At 68.8% G+C, this 19797-nt stretch carries 14 protein-coding genes; 7 read left to right on the forward strand and 7 right to left on the reverse strand.

Annotated features, from left to right (window positions below):
* The coding region (locus VB080_RS06255; RefSeq protein WP_323417579.1) for a pyruvate carboxylase subunit B at positions 1 to 2113 on the forward strand (2113 nt) is incomplete at its 5' end.
* 17 nt (positions 2114 to 2130) lie between these two features.
* Here the strand turns inward: VB080_RS06255 and VB080_RS06260 are convergent.
* Entirely contained in the window at positions 2131 to 2727 is a 597-nt protein-coding gene (locus VB080_RS06260; protein WP_323417580.1) for an HdeD family acid-resistance protein, read from the reverse strand.
* Positions 2728 to 2882: 155 nt separating this feature from the next.
* On the opposite strand from VB080_RS06260, the gene folP reads away from it, so the two are divergent.
* Positions 2883 to 3800 carry a dihydropteroate synthase gene (gene folP, locus VB080_RS06265; protein ID WP_323417581.1) on the forward strand — a complete coding sequence of 306 codons (918 nt, stop codon included), beginning with the start codon at positions 2883 to 2885 and terminating at the stop codon, positions 3798 to 3800.
* 228 nt (positions 3801 to 4028) lie between these two features.
* Positions 4029 to 4661, forward strand: coding sequence for a pyridoxamine 5'-phosphate oxidase (gene pdxH / locus VB080_RS06270; RefSeq protein WP_323417582.1), 633 nt, complete (start codon positions 4029 to 4031; stop codon positions 4659 to 4661).
* Positions 4662 to 4892: 231 nt separating this feature from the next.
* Here the strand turns inward: pdxH and VB080_RS06275 are convergent, their stop codons facing one another.
* From VB080_RS06275 to VB080_RS06285, 3 genes are all read right to left on the reverse strand, one after another.
* A complete protein-coding gene (locus VB080_RS06275) occupies positions 4893 to 6065 on the reverse strand; it encodes a pyridoxal phosphate-dependent aminotransferase (RefSeq protein WP_323417583.1) in 1173 nt (390 codons plus the stop codon).
* A 271-nt stretch (positions 6066 to 6336) separates the two neighbouring features.
* Positions 6337 to 7182 (reverse strand): lysophospholipid acyltransferase family protein, encoded by an 846-nt coding sequence (locus VB080_RS06280; RefSeq protein WP_323417584.1) that lies wholly within the window; start codon positions 7180 to 7182, stop codon positions 6337 to 6339.
* A gap of 53 nt (positions 7183 to 7235) precedes the next feature.
* Complete coding sequence (locus tag VB080_RS06285) at positions 7236 to 8003, reverse strand: SDR family NAD(P)-dependent oxidoreductase (RefSeq protein WP_323417585.1); 768 nt, start codon at positions 8001 to 8003, stop codon at positions 7236 to 7238.
* A 590-nt stretch (positions 8004 to 8593) separates the two neighbouring features.
* Between VB080_RS06285 and VB080_RS06290 the strand changes: the two genes are divergently transcribed.
* Entirely contained in the window at positions 8594 to 9307 is a 714-nt protein-coding gene (locus tag VB080_RS06290) for a hypothetical protein (RefSeq protein ID WP_323417586.1), read from the forward strand.
* A gap of 105 nt (positions 9308 to 9412) precedes the next feature.
* On the opposite strand, the gene VB080_RS06295 is transcribed toward VB080_RS06290, so the two are convergent.
* The 3 genes from VB080_RS06295 to VB080_RS06305 form a co-directional block, all read right to left on the reverse strand.
* Complete coding sequence (locus VB080_RS06295) at positions 9413 to 10597, reverse strand: acetate kinase (protein WP_323417587.1); 1185 nt, start codon at positions 10595 to 10597, stop codon at positions 9413 to 9415.
* Positions 10598 to 10850: 253 nt separating this feature from the next.
* Complete coding sequence (pta, locus tag VB080_RS06300; protein WP_323417588.1) at positions 10851 to 12977, reverse strand: phosphate acetyltransferase; 2127 nt, start codon at positions 12975 to 12977, stop codon at positions 10851 to 10853.
* Between the two features lie 98 nt (positions 12978 to 13075).
* Positions 13076 to 13870, reverse strand: a complete 795-nt coding sequence (locus tag VB080_RS06305; RefSeq protein WP_323417589.1) for a deoxyribonuclease IV — start codon at positions 13868 to 13870, stop codon at positions 13076 to 13078.
* 648 nt (positions 13871 to 14518) lie between these two features.
* Here VB080_RS06305 and VB080_RS06310 point away from each other — a divergent pair.
* The 3 genes from VB080_RS06310 to VB080_RS06320 all read left to right on the forward strand — a co-directional run.
* Positions 14519 to 16369 carry a long-chain fatty acid--CoA ligase gene (locus tag VB080_RS06310; protein ID WP_323417590.1) on the forward strand — a complete coding sequence of 617 codons (1851 nt, stop codon included), beginning with the start codon at positions 14519 to 14521 and terminating at the stop codon, positions 16367 to 16369.
* A 207-nt stretch (positions 16370 to 16576) separates the two neighbouring features.
* On the forward strand, positions 16577 to 16813 hold the full coding sequence (locus tag VB080_RS06315; RefSeq protein ID WP_323417591.1) for a helix-turn-helix domain-containing protein: 237 nt from the start codon (positions 16577 to 16579) through the stop codon (positions 16811 to 16813).
* 249 nt (positions 16814 to 17062) lie between these two features.
* A partial coding sequence (locus tag VB080_RS06320; protein ID WP_323417592.1) for a putative Ig domain-containing protein occupies positions 17063 to 19797 on the forward strand: 2735 nt, incomplete at its 3' end.

Below are 19797 nucleotides of genomic sequence, written 5' to 3' on the forward strand. Positions count from 1 at the left end.
CATCCCGTTCCTGGAGGCGGTGATCTCCGACCCCGACTTCCTGGCCGGGCACACCACGACGTCCTTCATTGATGAGCGGCCGCATCTGCTGCACCACCACATCCCGGCCGACCGCGGCACCAAGCTGCTCACCTACCTCGCTGGCGTGACCGTGAACAAGCCGAACGGCGAACGCGGACACTACCTGGTGCCCCAGTCGAAGCTGCCCAGCTACAACGCCGCCAGCCCGGTGCCGGACGGCTCGCGGCAGCAGTTGGTGGAGTTGGGTCCGGCCGGGTTCGCTGCGGCGCTGCGTGCCCAGCTCGCCGTCGCCGTGACGGATACGACCTTCCGGGATGCGCATCAGTCGTTGTTGGCGACGCGGGTGCGTACTCGTGATCTGGTGGAGGCTGCGCCGGTGGTGGCGCGGTTGTTGCCGGGGTTGTTCTCGGCGGAGGCGTGGGGTGGGGCGACCTATGACGTGGCGTTGCGGTTCCTGAAGGAGGACCCGTGGGCCAGGCTGGACGCGTTGCACGCGGCGATGCCGAACATTCCGCTGCAGATGTTGTTGCGGGGACGCAACACCGTCGGCTACACCCCCTACCCGCTCAAGGTGACCACCGCGTTCGTGCACGAGGCGGCCCGGTCGGGGATCGACATCTTCCGGATCTTCGACGCGCTCAACAATGTCGACCAGATCCGGCCCGCGGTCGAGGCGGTGCTGGAGACCGACCATGCTGTGGCCGAGGTGGCGCTGTGCTACACGGGCAACATGACCAGCCCGTCGGAGACCCTCTACACCCTGGACTACTACCTGCACCTGGCCGAGGAGTTGGTGGCCACGGGCGCTCACATCCTGGCGATCAAGGACATGGCAGGCCTGCTCCGGGCACCAGCGGCAGCAAAATTGGTTACGGCTCTACGAGCCAATTTCGATCTGCCGGTGCATCTGCACACCCATGACACGGCGGGTGGGCAGTTGGGGACGTTGTTGGCGGCGATCGAGGCCGGGGTGGACGCGGTCGATGTGGCGGCGGCGTCCATGGCCGGGACCACCTCGCAGGTGTCGATGTCGGCGCTGGTGGCGGCGTTGGAGGACACCGAACGCGATACCGGGTTGAGCCTGGCCGCGGTGGAGTCGTTCGAGCCCTATTTCGAGGCGGTGCGTGACCTGTACTCGGCCTTCGAGTCCGGGCTGCCCGGTCCGACCGGGCGGGTGTATCACCACGAGATTCCGGGTGGGCAGTTGTCGAACCTGCGGCAGCAGGCGATCGCGCTCGGGCTGGCTGACCGGTTCGAGGCGATCGAGGACACCTACGCGGCCGCGAACCGGATCCTGGGCAATATCGTGAAGGTGACGCCGTCGTCGAAGGTGGTGGGCGACCTGGCGCTGGCGTTGGTCGGACGCGGTGCCGACCCGGCCGAGTTCGAGGAGAATCCGCAGGCCTACGACATTCCGGATTCGGTGATCAGCCTCCTCAACGGCGAGTTGGGTGACCCGCCCGGCGGCTGGCCCGAGCCGTTCCGGACCAAGGCGTTGGCCGGTCGCACGTTCAAACCGGCCCGCACGGAGCTGTCGCCCCACGATGACGAGGCGCTCGACCAGGACCCCCGTCCGACCCTCAACCGGCTGCTCTTCCCCGGACCCACCCGCGACTTCGAGGAAGCCTACGAGGAGTTCTCTGACGTGTCCGCGCTGCCGACCAAGCAGTTCCTCTACGGCATGCGGCGGGATGAGGAGATCGAGGTAGCGATCGAGAAGGGCAAGAAGCTGCTGCTGTCGATCTCGGCGATCGGTGAACCCGATGACCGCGGCATGGTGCAGGTGGTCTGTGCGATCAACGGCCAGCAACGGTCGGTGTGGGTGCGCGACGAGTCGGTGTCGGCAACCGTGGCGATGGCCGAGCGGGCCGATCCGTCCATCCCGGGGCAGATCCCGGCACCGTTCGCGGGCGTGGTGACCCTGACCGTCGGGGTCGGTGACCAGATCACCGCAGGTCAGCAGGTAGCGACCATCGAGGCGATGAAGATGGAGGCCGCGATCACCTCCCCGGTCGCCGGGACGGTCACCCGCCTGGCCATCGGCCACGCCCAGGCCGTCGAAGGCCGCGATCTGCTCCTGGTCATCCAGTAGCAGATCGGCGCCCGCCGTCAGGCTGCGTCGGTGAGTGCCTTGCCGAAGGTGAAGGCGCGGATCACCTGCATCACGCCCAGCACGATCAGCAGGATGCCGGTCCAGAAGAACAGCACCTGCACGCCCCACAGCGGGCTGGTGAACAGGGCGATGCCGGCCAGAACACTGAGGATGCCGAAGAAGATCGACCAGCCGCGCGACGGCGCACTACCGCTCTGGACGATCGCTACTACTCCCTCGATCAGCCACAACACGCCCACATAGATCCCCAGGAAGATGCCGAGGAAGACCGCCGACTCCGACGGGCTGGACATCACCGTGACACCGGCGAACAGCATGAGGAGGCCGAGCACGACGTCGAGTACGCGGGAACCGGTGCGGGCTCCCCGGGCGAAGATGCCGACAGCAACGTAGACCACCCCGGCGATGATCCAGTACAGGCCGAGCAGCCAGGCCAGGGCGACGGCCGTCCGGGTGGGGGCGAAGCTGATCAGCAGGCCGATAATCAGTGCCGCCAACCCGGCGAGGCCGAGCGCCACCCGGATACCGGTGACGGCAGATTTGGCGAGGTCGGAACCGTCGATGCCGTAGCTGACGTGTTGCTCCTGGGACATGAGGTACCTTCCGTACGCGTGCCACTGTCTGTGCATCCACAGGCTAGTCTCCGCGGCCGCCGGCAGAGAAGAGGTCCGCCGGGAGCAATGGTCCGCGATCAAGACCAGCGCGCCGTGATCTTCCCCGTCCGGCCCAGCTGGGGCACAGTGGGGGCATGGAGTCCGAGCGTTCGACGGTGCCCGCCCCACTGGTGCTGCGCGGGCAGCGGTTCGACGCCGGCCGTCCCGCGGTGATGGGGATCATCAACCGGACGCCGGACTCGTTCTACGCCCGGGCCCGGTTCACCGAGTTGGACACCGGGCTGGACGCGCTGGACCGGCTGGTCGGCGACGGGGCCGATCTCATCGACGTGGGCGGGGTGCGCGCGGGGCAGGTCGGCCCCTGGGTGGAAGCCGAGGAGGAGATCGAGCGGGTGCTGCCCTTCCTGGACGCCGTCCGGGAGCGGTACCCGAACCTGCTGCTCAGCCTCGACACCTGGCGCGCGGAGGTGGCCCGGGCCTGTGCTGACGTCCGGATCGACCTGATCAACGACACCTGGGCGGGGGCCGACCCCGACCTGGTGGGGGTGGCTGCCGAGATCGGTGCCGGCTATGTGGTCTCGCACACCGGAGGCCTGCCGCCGCGGACCGATCCGGTGGCGGTCAGCTATCCGCCCGAGCCGGACGGTGTCGTGACGGCGGTGCTGGACGGGCTGGCGGCCGGGGCCCAGCGAGCGCTGGACGCCGGCGTCCCCGCCGAACGCATCCTGGTCGACCCGACGCTCGATTTCGGCAAGACCACCCGGCACTCGCTGCGGGTGCTGCGGGCCACTGCCGAGGTGGCCGGGCTGGGATACCCCGTGCTGCAGTCGCTGTCCCGCAAGGACTTCGTCGGCGAGACCCTCGACCTGCCGATCGACGATCGTCTGGAGGGCACGCTGGCCGCCACCGCGATCGCCGCCTGGCTGGGGGCTACTGTCTTCCGTGCCCACGACGTCCGGGCGACCCGCCGGGTGGCTGACATGGTGGCGTCCATCCGGGGCGATCGCCCGCCGGCCGTCGCCGTCCGCGGCGAGCCGAGGCCCTCCGCCTGACCTCGTCGCTGGTGCTGCTGCCGTCCGGAGCAGAGCCGGCCGGTCGGTGACGAAGGGGTGTCGCAATCCTGCCTGTCGATGCTGGCCAACCGGACTTTCGGCGCTTCCAGCACCATCGAGATGCAGAATCGCGACACTCGCAGCACCCGGTCGTATGGCCGACTGTCCCGTCCACAGCTCACCACCGTCCCAGCCCACGCTTGCCAGACAGGCTCTAGGCTCAAAGCTGTGGATCTGAGGAACTGGCGCAAGGAGTACGACCACCCCGACCTGGACGAGGCCGCGATCGCCGACCAGCCGCTGGCGCAGTTCGAGCGGTGGCTGTCCGAGGTGGCAGACGCGGGCCAGCCCGAGCCGAACGCGATGACCCTGGCGACGGTCGGGTCGGACGGGCGCCCGTCCACCCGGATCGTGTTGCTGAAGTCGGCCGACACCTCCGGGCTGGTCTGGTACACCAACTACGACTCCCGCAAGGGACACGAGTTGGCGGCCACCCCGTACGCCGCGCTGCAGTTCCACTGGGCGGCGCTCGACCGGGTGGTCCGGATCGAGGGCCGGGTGGAGAAGGTGAGTGAACAGGAGTCGGACGCTTACTTCGCCGTTCGTCCGCTGGACTCGCGGATCGGCGCCTGGGCCTCCCCCCAGAGCCAGGTGATCAACTCGCGAGCGGTCCTGCTGGCCAATGCGGCGAAGGCCTCGGCGACCTACGGCCTCAACCCACCGCGCCCCGCCCACTGGGGCGGCTACCGGCTGATCCCCGACAGCTGGGAGTTCTGGCAGGGCCGCAAGTCGCGCCTCCACGACCGGATCCGCTACCGCCTGATGGACGGTAGCTGGTGCAGGGAGCGCCTGGCTCCCTGACGTGGTTCGACAGAACCGTCCGGTACGTCTTCTTCGTGGCTGGCCTGGGCTGGCGGCAGGGTCGGCGTCGTGCTCGCTCGGGGCGTGACGTGCTGAGCCGGCTGTCGAACCAGGCGCTGCTTTCCCGCGCCGCAGGGAGTGCCGTCGGGCCATCGCCGGAGTGAGATAGCCGCTGTGCCTGCTTTGCCGCGCCGCAGGGCGGGCCGAATCCTGGTCTGGCTCGGGCGATCGTCAGCCCAGGGCGTCCAGGGTCGACTTCAGCAGTCCGCACCGCTCGGCGAAGTCGGCCGGCAGCAGTGAGAGGGCCAGCGTGCCGGGGCTGTCGAGGTCGAAGAACCAGCCAGGCTGGACGGCGATGCCCCGCCGCAGCAGGGCGAGCACCACATCGTCCTCGGGCAGGACGCGCGGAATATCCACCAGTACCGTCCAGCCACCGTCGCAGCGCCGGACCCGGTAGCCCGGCCCGGTGAACAGCGTCCGGGCGGTCGCGAGGTTCTGCCGCAGCCGGGCGCCGATCCGGGCGACCGAGGTGGGCGCCAGTCGCAGCAGGTCGGGCAGCGCGGCGGCGGTCGGGCCACTGGCCGGCAGGTAGGCGTCGGCGATCCGGTCCAGGACGGGTGCCACCCGGGCCACGTCCTTCCGGGGCCCACTGAGCCGGATCCAGCCAAGCTTCAGATGGGGTGCGGCGAGCAGCTTGGAGAGCCCGTCCAGCCCGAAGCTGAGCACGGACGAGGTGCCCGCCAGCCGCCGGATCCCCGGACTGTCGACTGTCCGGCCGGTCGCAGCGTCCAGGCCGAACGGGGCGAAGACCTCGTCGGCGACCAGGCAGCCGTCCTGCCGGCAGCAGAGTTCGATCAGCGCGTCCGCCTGGTCGGCGGCGGCGCCGGTGGGGTTGTTCGGGTTCACCACGACGACCGCGCGGGTGGCCGGATCAGCAGCCAGTCGATCCAGCGCGTCCAGGTCGTACTCCCAGCCGTGCGGGTGCAGGTAGTAGGACGGGTAGCGCACCAGCCCGGTGCCGGCCAGCCGGGCGAGCGGTTCCAGCAGCGGATACCCCGGTTGCGGGATCGCCACCTGCTCACCGGGGTCGGTCAGCAGGGCGAACAGCCAGCCGTAGGCTGCCGAGGTGCCGGGGGTGAGCCAGTAGTCGTCCGGACTGCCGCCGGCGTATTCGGCCAGGGCCTCACGGGCAACGATCGGGCCGCGCGGGTCCGGGTCGTAGCAGGTGGACGTCCGGGCCGTCCGGGCCAGCACGTCGGCGACCGCCGGGTCGAGCAGATCGTGCCGGGTGGGGTTGGAGTCGCTCAACTCGAGCAACTGCACGCCGCTGGCCTCCAGCGCCGCGCGGGTACGTGCGATCGTGTTGAGGGGGTCCTCCGCGGCGCAGCGGCGGGACAGGATCACCCCGCCATGCTACGGCCCGCGGGCGGCCTGTGGAGCATCGGGGATGATCGTGCGCGGAGCCGGGCGGGCGACCTCCGGTGAGGCTGCCGGCTCTGGGCCAGTGCGGGTGGTGGCGTCCGTCCAGTGGGCGGTTTGTCGTGTCCGTCCGGCTCGCCGTGTCCGTCCAGCGGGCGCCAGGGTCCCGTGGAGTTGCCGGAAGCGGGCCACTCCTGGGACAGGCCTACTCCTCGGGCAGGCCTACTCCTGGGACAGGCCCACTCCTCGAGCAGGCCTACTCCTCGGGCAGCGGCGGCATTCCCTCGGCTTCGGCAGCGTCCTGCTCGGCCTCGGCCGCCGTGCGCTCGTCGAGTTCGGCGGCTCGCCGGTCGGCCTCATGCTTGGCCGCGGCCTGGCGCAGCGCCACGGCGCGGGCGAAGTCGGCCTGGGTGGGCATGCCATAGGCGCGTGCGGTGGTGTCGTGCATCTCCACCACGTAGCGGTGCAGTCGGTCGGAGAACTGCCGGGCGATCTCGCCCGGGGTGGCGTGCAGCGGCCGTCCCACGACGATGTGGACGTGCGGGCGTCCCGGTACCGGCACCGTCGCCCCGTACGGCATCGCGGCGTAGGCGCCCACCAGCGCCACCGGCAGCACCGGCACGTTGCGCGAGATGCTCAGCGCGGCAGCCCCGGGAGTGAACGTGGTCATCGCTCCCGTCCGCGACCGGGTGCCCTCCGGGAACAGCAGGATCGGGACCCCGGCGCTCAGCAGATCGCCAGCGAAACCGCGCTTCCCGGCCCGATTGGCATGCCCCTGCCGGGCCACCGGGAAGGTGTTGAAGAACAGCCGGGTCGGCAGGGCCCGGTACCAGGTCTCGAAGAAATAGTCGGCGGCGGCGGCGCTGGCCAGGTTTTTCGACAGCCGGCGTGGCAGGAAGCCCATCAGCAGCGGGGTGTCGAGGTGGCTGGAGTGGTTGGCGATCAGGACGAACGGCGGCTTGACCGACTCCAGATTGCGCATCCCGTGGGTGTGCACGGTGACCGCCGACCAGATGTACGGCTTCATGATCAGGTGCTGCGTCACCAGACGAGCCATCGCTGGCCCCTTGCTGGTGTAGGTACCGACCTTGGGTTCCGCCACCCGTCAACCTCCTTGCCCGCCTGCCATTGTTGCGCAATCGCGCCTGGTCGGCATCAGTCGCGGGATTTGGTGAGCTTCCTTGACACCAGCCGCATCGCCCACAGCGGCCCCTTGGCGACCAGAAAACCAAGGAATTTCCACAGCCGGGTGGGGATCGAGATCGTCTTGCCGCGGTCGGCGTCCTGCAGCGCCTCGGCGACCAGGGTGTCGGGGTCGATCCAGATCCAGCTGGGCAGGGACTCGGTCTTGATCCGGGCGCGCTCGTGGAATTCGGTGCGCACCCAGCCCGGGCACAGCGCGGTCACCGTCACGCCGGTGCCGTACAACTCGTTCGCCAGACTCTCCGAATACACCCGCACCCAGGCCTTGATCGCGGAGTAGTTGCCCTGGGAGATCCAGCTCGACACCGACGAGACGTTGATGATCCAGCCGTGGCCGCGGGCCTTCATCGCCCGCCCGGCAGCACCGCCGAGCACCAGGACGGCCTTGCACATCACGTCGATCGCACGTTCGTGGAGTTCGATGTCAGTGGACAGCAGTCGGTTGTGCATCCCGAAGCCGGCGTTGTTCACCAGCATGTCGATCGGACGGGCGGCGTCCTCCAGTCGCGCCGCGACCTTCACCACGTCCGCGTGGACGGCGAGGTCGGCCGGCAGGGTTTCGACCGCGACGCCGTGGGCCGCCACCAGTTCGGCGGCCACCGTGGCGAGGCGCTCCTGGTCCCGGGCCACCAGCACCAGGTCGTCCCCCCGCGCCGCCAGGGCGCGCGCAAAAGCCGCACCGATGCCGGAGGTGCCACCGGTGACCAGAGCCGTTGCCATAGGGGGAAATCTATCCCAACCAGCACGCCCGCACGCCCACTCCCGCCTCATCCCCATCTCCCCCGTTTGTGCGGAGTTGAAGGCGATATGGCTGCCGGCGTTCCCGTCGAAACCCCGCACAACCAGCCCCGGGACGATGCGCACCCCGCCTCCGCCGGTTTGTGCGGAGTTGGGGGTGGTATGGCTGGAAGGGTTCCCGGCGGAATCCCGCACAAACGGTGGGGTGGGAGGTGTGACGTCGCCGCAGGTGGTAGTTGCGCTACCTGTGGACGGACGTGAAGGCTGTGGATAACCGTCCGTCCGAGATCGGTGGCATCGCACCATGAGGAATGCGCAAGCCACGACCACTTCCGCCCGACCTGCAGGGGGTGCCCTTCACGACCGCCGAGGCGGTGCGAAGGGGAGTGTCTCCCGGCAGGCTTTCCGCCGCTGACCTGGGGGCACCATTCCGAGGTGTGCGGGTGCCGGTCGGCGATCGGGCGCTCGCGTCACCCGACAGCGTTGGAGCCGACAGCGACAGGTGGGTGGCACTGCGCCTGATCGCGATCAGGCGGGCGTATGCCTTCGCCAGTCGTAGCCCCCAGGGAGCCGTGTTCAGTCATCTGACAGCCGCCCACCTGCACGGCCTGCCGGTGCCGCATCGCCTCTTTGCCGATCTGTCGGTGCATGTCACTCTCGGATCCCGCGAGGCGCGTCCGCAGGCAGTGGGTGTCACCGCTCATTTCGTTCGCAGCGGGCGGCAGCGGACGGTGGCCCTCGGCGGGATGGAGGTCTCGACGGCGGTTGATACCTGGTGCGAGCTCTCGTCGATGCTCCACCTCAACGAACTCGTGATCGTGGGAGATGCACTCGTTCGCAGGAAAGACCCGCTCGCCACCATGGAAGACCTGGCCTTCAGGGTGCGGGCCTATAGCGGACGCCATGGAGTGAGGCGACTGCGCGCCGCACTGGAGCTCGTCCGTCCCAACACCGACTCCGTCCCCGAGACCGAGCTCCGGCTGGCGATTGTGGACGCCGGGCTTCCCGAGCCTGAAGTGAACGTGTGGGTTGTGGACAGGCAGGGCCGGCGACTTCGGCTCGGTGACCTGGTCGACCGGAAGCGCCGGATCCTGCTTGAGTACGACGGACCGCACCACTTCCAGGACGAGGGCCAGCGCCGCAAGGACATCGACGTGCTGGACGCCGCGGTCGCAGACGGCTGGCGGGTGATACGTGCCCACCGCGGCCACCGGGCGAACGGCTTCCTCGAGATCACCGCTCGGCTGCGGGCCGCTCTCCAGGAGCGTGGCTGGCCCTCGAACTGACGGTTGTGCGGAGTTGAGCGGGGTATGGACGAGGGCAGACCCGGGCCAACTCCGCACAAACGGAAGGGGCCGGGGAGGGCCGGGGAGGGCCGAGGAGGGGCGGGGTCAGCTGATGGCGGCGATGGTCTCGCGGGCCATCGCCAACTCCTCGTTGGTGGGGACGACCAGGACGGTGACCGCGGAATCCGGGGTGGAGATCACCCGCGGCTGCTTCGAGCGGACGCGGTTCGCCTCCTCGTCCAGGACGAAGCCAAGCGGCTCCAGCGGCTTGACCACCCGGGCGCGCACCACGGCATCGTTCTCGCCGACTCCGGCGGTGAAGGTGAGCGCCTGCACTCCACCGAGTTGGGCGAGGTAGGAGCCGATGTAGCCGCGCAGCCGGTAGCAGAACACATTCATCGCCAGGTCGGCCGCCTGGTTGCCCTCGGCGATCAAGGCGTTGACGTCGCGGAAATCGGTCACCCCGGTGAGGCCGAGCATGCCCGATTTCTTGTTCAGCAGGGTGTCCACCTGGTCCAGGGTCATGCCCAGTTCACGCCCGAGGAAGGCATGCAGGCCGGGGTCGACATCGCCCGAGCGGGTGCCCATCACCAGGCCGGCCAGCGGGGTCAGGCCCATCGAGGTGTCGACCGCCACCCCGCCACGGATTGCCGACACCGATGCCCCGTTGCCGAGGTGGCAGACGATCTGGTTGAACGACGCGTAGTCGCGGCCCAGCACGTCGGCGACCTTCTTCGACACGTAGCTGTGCGAGGTGCCGTGGAAGCCGTACTTGCGGATCTGGTGCTCAGCGGCCAACTCTGCGTCGATCGCGTAGGTGTACGCCTCGGGCGGCAGGGTGGCGAAGAAGGCGGTGTCGAAGATCGCCACGTGCGGGACGTCGGGCAGCACCGCCCGGGCGGCCTCGATGCCGGCAATGCCCGGCGGGTTGTGCAGCGGGGCCAGCGGGCTCAGCGTCCGCAGCACGTCGAGCACCTCGTCGTCGATCACCGTGGTGCCACGGAACTTCGACCCGCCGTGGACTGTCCGGTGCCCGACCGCCACCACGTCGGCCAGGGACGGCCCGACCTCGTTGAAGACCTCCACCAGCACCTTCAGCGCCACGCCGTGGTTGGGGAAGCCGTGGGTCTCGTGCGCGGTCCGGTCGCCGTAGCTGTGGTCGATGGTGCCGGACTCGTCGCCGATTCGCTGCACGATGCCGGACGCGACCACGTCCTCGGTTTCAGCGTCGATCACCTGGTATTTGATGGACGACGACCCGCAGTTCAGCAACAGGATCGGCTTGGCCATGGTGCGTTCCTTCCTTGCCGCGGTCGAGCCTGTCGAGACCCCGGCGATGTGAGCAAGCTGGCCTCGACGGGCCCGACCAGCGAGATGGGCGTCTGGAGCGTGTCCACTATCCCCACGGTGGCCTGCAGCGCGGTGCCCCACGGGCGTCTCGCGTTGTCGTCGGTCGACGATGCATCACATCGCCGATCTCCTCCGCCTGGCGAGCCACTCCGAGGGACTCCGCTCGCGACGGCCAGGGACAGGCAGACACGCTCTAGCCCGCGATCCGTTGGCGCGTCCCGTGACGGGACTCGCTCCCGTCCGCCGCCGACGTGCCGGACGGAGCGCTCGTCTGGGCCTGGATGGCGGTGATGGCGACGGTGTTGACGATGTCGTCGACCAGGGCGCCGCGGGAGAGGTCGTTGACGGCCTTGTTGAGGCCCTGCAGGACGGGGCCGATCGCCACCGCGCCGGCCGAGCGCTGCACGGCCTTGTAGGTGTTGTTGCCGGTATTGAGGTCGGGGAAGATGAACACCGTCGCCTGGCCGGCCACCGGCGAGGACGGCAGCTTGGTGCGGGCGACCACCGGGTCGACCGCCGCGTCGAACTGGATCGGGCCCTCCAGCGCCAGCTCCGGTGCCCGCTCCCGGACCAGCTCGGTGGCGGCGCGGACCTTGTCCACGTCCTCACCAGTCCCGGAGGTGCCGGTGGAGTAAGACAGCATCGCGACCCGCGGTTCGATGCCGAATTTCACCGCGGTCTCGGCCGAGGAGATCGCGATGTCTGCCAGTTGTTCGGCGGACGGGTTGGGGTTGACCGCGCAGTCGGCGTAGACCACGACGCGGTCAGGCAGGCACATCAGGAAGGAGCCCGACACCACCGATACCCCGGGCCGGGTCTTGATGAACTCCAGCGAGGGACGGATGGTGTTCGCGGTGGTGTTGATCGCGCCGGACACCATGCCGTCGGCCATGCCGAGGTGGACCATCATCGTCCCGAAATAGGACAGGTCGGCCATCTTGGCGGTGGCCTGCTCGAGAGTGACGCCCTTGTGGGCGCGCAGCCGGGCGTACTCGGCGGCGAACCGCTCCACCAGCTCCGGGTCGTTCGGGTCGACGATCTCGACCCCGGACAGGCCCAGGCCGAGGTGGGTGGCGCGGCTCTTCACCACCGTCGGGTCGCCGAGCAGGATCAGGTTGGCAACGCCGCGGCGGGTGAGGATCGCCGCCGACTCCAGGATGCGGTCGTCGCCGGCTTCCGGCATCACGATGGTCTGCCGGTTCGACCGGGCCAGTTCCATCAGCTGGTGCTCGAACATCAGCGGGGTGACGGTGGTCGAGCGGTGCACCTGCATGACACCCAGCAGCCGGTCGGCGTCCACGTTCTCGGAGAAGATCCGGCGGGCGATCTCAACCTTGCGCGGGGTGGCGGTCATCGCACCCTCAAGCGGGAACAGTTTCTCGGCGGCGGTGTAGGTGCCCAGGTGGGTCATGCCGATCGGGAGCTCGTTGTGGACGGTGCTGATCAGCTTGGTGATCGGCTCGGGGATCGGGTAGCCACCGACCAGGATCACCCCCGCCAGATGGGGGAAGGCCCCCGACTCGTTGGCCAGCAGCAACCCGGGCAGCAGATCGGTGCGGTCGCCCGGCATGATCACCGTCGAGTCGGTCTGCAGCCGTTCCAGCACGTTCGGCAGGGTCATCGCCGCCACCAGCGGGGTGACCGATTCCCGGATCAGCAGCTCGGCGTTGCCCAGGACGAGGTTGGCGTCCACCGCCTCGAACTGCTGGCCCACCGTCGGGGCGGCCAGCAGCCGGTCGGACGGCAGCGCCTCCACGATCATGTCCGGGATGACGTCCAGCTGCCTGCGGACGGCGGCCAGGTCGGCCAGTTCAACCCGGTTGACGAAGACGCCGATCACCTTGGCGTGCTGGGCGGTGAACTCGCTCACTGCGGACTCGGCGGCGGCCAGCACCTGCTCGGGGGTGCGTCCTCGTCCGCTCACCACCAGCAGCACCGGGGTGTTGAGATTGGCGGCGATCCGGGCGTTGAAGGTCAGCTCGGTGGGGGTGGTGATGTCGGTGTAGTCCGAGCCGACGATCACGATCGACTCGTACTTCTCCCGCAGCGCAGCGAACTTCGCGACCAGTTTCGACAGCGCCTCGGTTGGGTCGGCGTGGATCTCCTCGTAGGTGACGCCGGCGCCCTCGTCGTAGGTCTGGTCGATGTTGGGCTGGGAGACCAGGGTGTCCAGGACCTCGTCGTGGCCGGCCCGGGCCAGGACGGGGCGGAACACGCCCACCGAGGTGGTCTGGCGCTGCAGCGCGTCCATGATGCCGACCGCGACCATCGACTTGCCGGTGAGGCCTTCCGGAGCAGCGAGGTAGATGCTGTTCTTCACGCTGTCAGGCTATCGCGGCTGGCTGGGCGTGGTTGCCGGGCGGTCGGTGGTCGGCGGCGGGGCGCTGGCCGGCGACCGAGGAGACGGGCCGGTCAGCGTCAGCCGAGGGCGGCGCGCACCCAGGCCAGATCGGCGAGATGCTCCTCCACCCCGCCCGGCGTCTCCAGGACGAGCGGGCAACCGGCCGTGCGGATCACGTCCGCCAGTCCTTCGGGGTCGCAGTGGCCGTGGCCGAGGTTGGCGTGCCGGTCGGCGCCGGAGTCGAAGGCGTCGCGGGAGTCGTTGACATGCACCAGGTCGAGCCGGCCGGTGATCGCTTTGACGCGCTCGACCAGGCCCAGCAGTTGTTCCCCGCTGGCGTGGGCGTGGCAGGTGTCCAGACAGAAGCCGACCCGGTCGATATTGGGCGAACCGGAGATCGCGTCCCAGAGCCGGGCGATCTTCTCCAGCCCGCGGGCCATGGCGTTGCCGCCGCCGGCGGTGTTCTCGATCAGCAGCGGGGCGTCGATCGACAGCCCGTCGACCGCCTTGCGCCAGTTCTGATAGCCGGTCTCAGGATCGTCCGAGGCGGTGACGTGGCCGCCGTGGACGACGACGCCGAGCGCGCCGATCTGCGCGGCGGCGGTGAGCTGTTTCTGCAGGTGCTGCCGGGACGGGATCCGGATCCGGTTGTTGGTGCTGGCCACATTGAGCACGTAGGGCGCATGCACGACCAGACTGACACCGGCCGCCTCGGCGTCCGCCCGCAATGCCTCGGCGCCGCCGGCGTAGGCGACCTTCGGCCCCTTCCATCCCTGCGGATCCCCCAGGAAGAGCTGGCTGAGATTCGCCCCCCGCGCCTGTGCCTCCGCGATCGGATCGAGCTGGTCGATGTGCGCTCCGAGCAAGGTCATGCTTCGACCCTATCCCCCGCCCCCGACACCGTCCCCACCCGAGCCGCCGGCTGTTTCGACGGGCGGCCCTGTTACCCCACGTCCCGTTGCCCCACGTCCCGTCGCCGGACCGCCGCCGCCCGGCCAGACCTACTCCGGCGAGCCACTCCGGTGAGCCACTCCGATGAGCCACTCCGATGAGCCGCAAGCTGTGATCGAAAGCCCGTCTTCGGTGGATCAGCCACAGCTTGTCCGTGAGTGGGTGGCCGCTCAGACGTGATCACGGCAAGCTGTGGCTGAAAGTCCGTCTTCGGGGGATCGGTCACAGCATGGCTGGGAGGGGATCGCCGGGAAAGGATGTTCGGGAGAGGATGTTCGGCTGACGGCGACCACTGCATGCTGTGGCTGAAGCTCCGTCGTTGGAAGCTCGGTCACAGCTTGTTGGGGGGTGGGTGGTCGTTCCGTCGTGACCACTGCATGCTGTGGCTGAAAGTCCGTCGTCGGGAGTTCGATCACACCGTGTGTCCAGGTGGTCCGCGACGAGCCTGAGCCCACCGCGCCTGGTTCGCGAAACAAGCGGCACGGATTCGCCGATCGCATGGTGCAACGGTTGCACCGCGGGTAGGTTGGAGCGTTGTAGCGGACCCGGCCGCCAGGGAGAGGACAGCCATGGATGCCACCCTGATCGCAGTACTGGACGACGCAGTGGCCCGCCACGGCTCCCGCAACGCCACCAGGATCGCCAGTGAGGGTGGCTGGGCGACGATGACCTTCGCTGAGCTGGACGCTCGCGCCCGCGGCCTGGCTGCCCGGCTGGTCGACCTCGGTGTCCAGGCCGGTGACCGGGTGGCGATCTTCTCCACCAACCGCCCGGAGTGGACGATCGCCGACCTCGCCTGCCTGAACGCGGCGGCGATCTCGGTACCGCTGTACGCCACCAGCACCCCGCCCCAGGTGAAGCACATCCTGTCCGACTCCGGTGCCGTGGTGGCCTTCGTCGCCGGCCGGCGCGAGTTGGCCATCGTCGAGGAGGTCTGGCCCGAACTGCCCGAACTGCGCAAGGTGCTGGTCTTCGACGAGCTGTCCGACGCTGGCCCGCGCGTCGGTGGCCTCGACGAGGGTTCGGACGCCGGCCGCGCCGAGGTGGAAGCTCGCCGGGCGGCCGTACGTCCGCAGGACGTGACCTCGCTGGTCTACACCTCGGGCACCACCGGGGACCCGAAGGGCGCGATGCTCACCCACCGCGGCTTCACCCACCAGATCGCGGTGCTCAACAGCTTCTTCGACATCACGCCGGACGACCACTCGCTCTGCTTCCTGCCGCTCAGCCATGCGCTGGAGCGGGCCTGGACCTACGTCGTCCTGGCCAACGGCTGCATGAACACCTATGTGGCCGATCCGCGCCAGGTGGCCACTTCGCTGGTGGACGCCCGTCCCACCCTGCTGGTCAGCGTGCCGCGGCTGTACGAGAAGGTCTACGCCGGCGCCTACGAGAAGGTCGCTGGTTCGCCAGCCAAGCAGCGCATCCTGTCCTGGGCGCTGCGAGTCGGTGGCCACAACCAGCGGGCCTACCGCAAGGGCAGACGTCCGTCCCCCTTCTGGGCGGCACAGCTGAAGCTGGCGGACAAACTGGTGCTGGGCGCCGTCCGGGACGCCCTGGGCGGGGCGAAGACGGTGATGGCCTGCGGCGGCGCCCCGTTGCGCCACGAGATCGAGGAGTTCCTCTCCGCCTGCGGCCTGCTGGTACTGCAGGGTTACGGTCTCACCGAGTGCTCGCCGCTGGTCAGCTTCCCGTCCCCGGAGGCGTTCAAGTTCGGGACGGTCGGCAAGGTGATGCCCGGCGGCGAGGTGAAGATCGCCGAGGGCGGCGAGATCTGCTACCGCGGGCCGAACCTGATGGCCGGCTACTGGAACCGTCCGGATGCCACCGCGCAGGCCATCCAGGACGGCTGGCTGCACACCGGTGACGTCGGCTACCTCGACCCCGACGACTACCTGGTGATCACCGACCGGATCAAGGACCTGATCATCACCAGTACCGGCAAGAACATCGCGCCGGCGCCGATCGAGGGGCTGGTAGCCGCCGACCCGCTGGTCGAGTACGCGGTGGTGCTGGGCGACAACCGTCCCTACCTGACGCTGCTGGTGTCGCCGTCCATCCCCGACCTGGAGGAACTCGGACGGCAGCTCCGGCTCAGCTGGGCCAGGACGGACGAGCTGGTCAGCCATCCCGAGATCGTGGACGAGTTGAAGCGCCGCGTGCAGGGGCTGACCGGCAAGCTCGCCCACTACGAGCAGATCAAGGACCTGCGCGTGCTGTGGGAGGAGTTCACCCAAGAGAACGGGCTGCTCACGCCCACCCTGAAGGTCAAGCGGACCGAGGTGGAGAAGCGGTTCGGGCACCTCGTCGAGGAGATGTACTCCTCGCTGCGCACCCTTCCCGCGGACGTCAGCGAGAAGGCGCGCGAGGCCGCCCGGTCGGCGCTCGACCGGCTCCCGGAGCGGGGACGGCGCGACTGACCGGGTGGCTCCTGTCCAAGGGGGCGGCCTGGTGACGAGTCCGGGTGGGCTGCGGCCGCGGAGTGTGGGTGGCAGCTGTATGAATCTGGCAGCTGTATGAATCTGTATGAACCTGCCCGCCGCAGGGGACGGAGCGCACCGCGATTCGCTTCACTCTGATCAGACACCGACCGGACTGGCGGTGATCCTCAGGGAGGAAGCAGGCCAATGGCCGAGATGCCTTACGACGAGTTCGTCCAGTTGCTCAACCAGGCCCGGCTCGACCGGCACCTGTCCGTCCGTGGCGCGGCGCACGCCGCCAATGTGGCACCAGCCACCATGCAGGGCTGGCTCAACGGCAGGCATGTCCCGACGCCCGCGCTGCGTCCGCGCTATCTGGCCTTCCTGGAGTTGCTGGGAATCGATGAACAGCTCCATCCGGGGTTCCGGCCCGGCGAGCGGTAGTCAGTGCGCTCAACGACCGGCCGCCCACCGCTGCCCACCACATCCGAGACGGACAAGGCCGTCACCACTGACGGTCAGAGTCGGGTGAGCTCGAAGCAGACCAAACTCGGTGATGGGGGCACACCTATCTCCCACTACCCGACTGACCACACACTGTACGAGGTCGTATGAGTTCTGCGATCTGGGGAGTCCCGAGGCCGCCGGATCGAGAAAATATCCCCTGACTGGGGTTCTTCTGACGGAGGGTGCATGATGCGCAGGCTGTGGGCGACGGTGGCGATGATCGCAGTGATGGCAGCGGGCTTCCTCGCGGTGCCGTCGGCGACGCCGGATGCTGCGGCTGCCGGTGCACCGGCGTTGAAGGTCTCTCCCGCAGCGCCGATCAAGGGTGAGAAGTTCACCGTCACCGGCCGATTGTCGTCGAAGGTGGTACGACCGGTCGTCCTGCAACTCAAGTCCGGATCGACGTGGAAGACGATCGCGACCGGCAAGACGACGTCGACGGGGGCGTTCAGCCTGACTGCCGCCACGAAGAAGGGATCAGTGAAGCTCCGCGTTGTGGCCAAGAAGACCCGCGTCGCCGGCAAGAACTACCAGAAGATCACCAGCCGATCCAAGACGGTCAGGACGTCGACCCAGTCGGTCACACTGTCGATCACGAAGTCAGCCTTTGTGAACCAGTCGGTGACGGCGACGGTCGTGGCGAAGCCGGCGCGATCCGGGCGGCCGACCCAGATCCAGGTGAAGTCGGGCGGGAAGTGGACGACCGTCGCGACCGGCGTCCAGACAGCGAAGGGCAGGTCCACCATCGCGTTGGTGGCGAAGACTGCCGGGACCTTCAGCTACCGGGCCTACGTTCCCGCATGGCACGGCGCTCCCGCCAAGGCCACAGCGCCGACAACAGTCACGATCAAGCCCGACAAGGTGGCGATCGCTTCCGCCGCACGTCCGGTCAGTGACGCCGAAGCGGCAAAGGTCACCACCTACAACACGGCCACCGGGACGCTGGTGCTCTCGAACGCCCCGGCCTCGGCAAAGGACATCGTCAAGGGAGACGTGCTTGCCCTGCCGCCGCGGAGTGAGGCCCCCTCAGGTGCGCTCCGGAAAGTGGCAAAGGTCGTACGGACGGGCTCGGCCACCACGATCTCCACGTCGGACGCGAGCCTGGTCGACGTGGTCGAGAACGTGCCTGACAGCGCCGCCGAGATCGGCCTGACCGTTGTGACGTCCTCCTTCACAGCCGCCGACGGCGTCACCGTGCAGTCCCTGCCGTCCCGGCCTGTCGGCCAAACCCTGGGCCTGGCTGCATCGGCGAAGAACCGGCTTGCGCTGAGTGTGGACAAGACCTGGACGAAGGGCGGTGCCACCGCCACGCTGAAGGGCAACCTCAGCCTGACGCCGTACGTCAACCTCGCCTTCGACATGGACTGGTTCACATTGAAGTCCTACAAGATCGGAGCCGGCGTCGAAGTCGCCAACCAGCTCACCGGCGCTGTCAGCCAGGCTGCGGCCATGAACCAGCGCTACACCCTGGGAACCCTCAAACACGTCCTGAAGGGATGGATCGGCGCCGTCCCGGTCTGGGTCGAGATGAACCTCGAGGTGTACGCGACCTGGGATGTCAACGGCTCGATCGAGGTCACCGCGTCACTGTCCCAGAACGGAAAGATCGAATCCGGGATCACCAACACCGGCAGCGGCAACCTCGCGCCGAAGCCGTACACGGCCACCGCGGCCGTGCAGAGTTCCCTGCTCGATCTGAAGGCCGCAGGAGGTTACGCCGTCGGTGCCGGAGCCGAGGCCAACCTGATGATCTACAGCCTCGCCGGCCCCTACGCAACGCTGGGAGCGGGGCTCGACATCGCCATCAAGGGCAGCCTCAGCGAAGGCTTCGACTGCAGGATCACCTACGGCCCGCAGGCGTCCATCGGCCTGAAGACCAGCGCCTTCCTGAAGAAGCTCACCGGCAAGTCCTTCTCGCTGGACAAACAGCTCATCAAGCCGACGAAGACCAGCAACGTCTGCCCCTCCATCAACACCGGTGGCGGTGGGGACGACGGCGATGACGGCACCGATCCAAGCCTGCCGTTGACCATCACCACCTCCAGCCTGCCCGCAGCCACCCTCGGCCAGCCCTACTCGACCACGCTCGCAGCGACCGGCGGCACAGGCCCTTACACCTGGACGGGGACGGGCCTGCCCGCCGGGCTCAACCTGAACGCCAGCACCGGGGCCCTGAGCGGAACCCCCGGCGTGGCAGGGAACTCCACCACGAGCATCACCGTCACCGATGCGTTGGGCGCGACAGCGACGACCACCCTGGCCCTCACCGTCAAGGCCGGCGCCAGCGCACCCAGCGGCATCGCCCAGGTCAGTGCAGGAGGCAATCACGCCTGTGCACTCACCGACGAGGGCACCGTCAGCTGCTGGGGCTACAACGGCCAGGGCCAACTGGGCGACGGGACCACCACCGACCGCCTCACTCCGGTCCAGGTCACCGGCCTGGTCGATGTTGTGCAGATCGCCGCCGGTGTAAACCACACCTGCGCGCTGTCCCAGGACGGCACCGTCCGTTGCTGGGGTGACAACGAGCGTGGCCAACTCGGCGACGGCACTCACGCCACGGCCGCGGCTCCCGTGCAGGTGCCGGACCTGACGGGGATCGTCCAGATCACAGCCGGTTTTAGGCACACCTGTGCATTGAAGAGCACGGGGATTGCCCTCTGCTGGGGCGACAACTGGAGAGGAACCCTCGGCGACGGCACAACATCCGCTCGCAACGAGCCGGCCGAGGTGTCCGGCCTGACGGGCATCACACAGATCGACGCCGGGACCGACCACACCTGCGCTGTCACCGACTCGGGCAGCGCCTATTGCTGGGGATACAACGACGTCGCCCAGCTTGGCGACGGCACCCGCACCATGGCGTTGACGCCCGTGCAGGTAGCAGACCTGACCGGAGCGACACAGATTGCGGCTGGGGT

The organism is Propionicimonas sp. (genome assembly GCF_034927565.1).
Taxonomy (GTDB): domain Bacteria; phylum Actinomycetota; class Actinomycetes; order Propionibacteriales; family Propionibacteriaceae; genus Propionicimonas.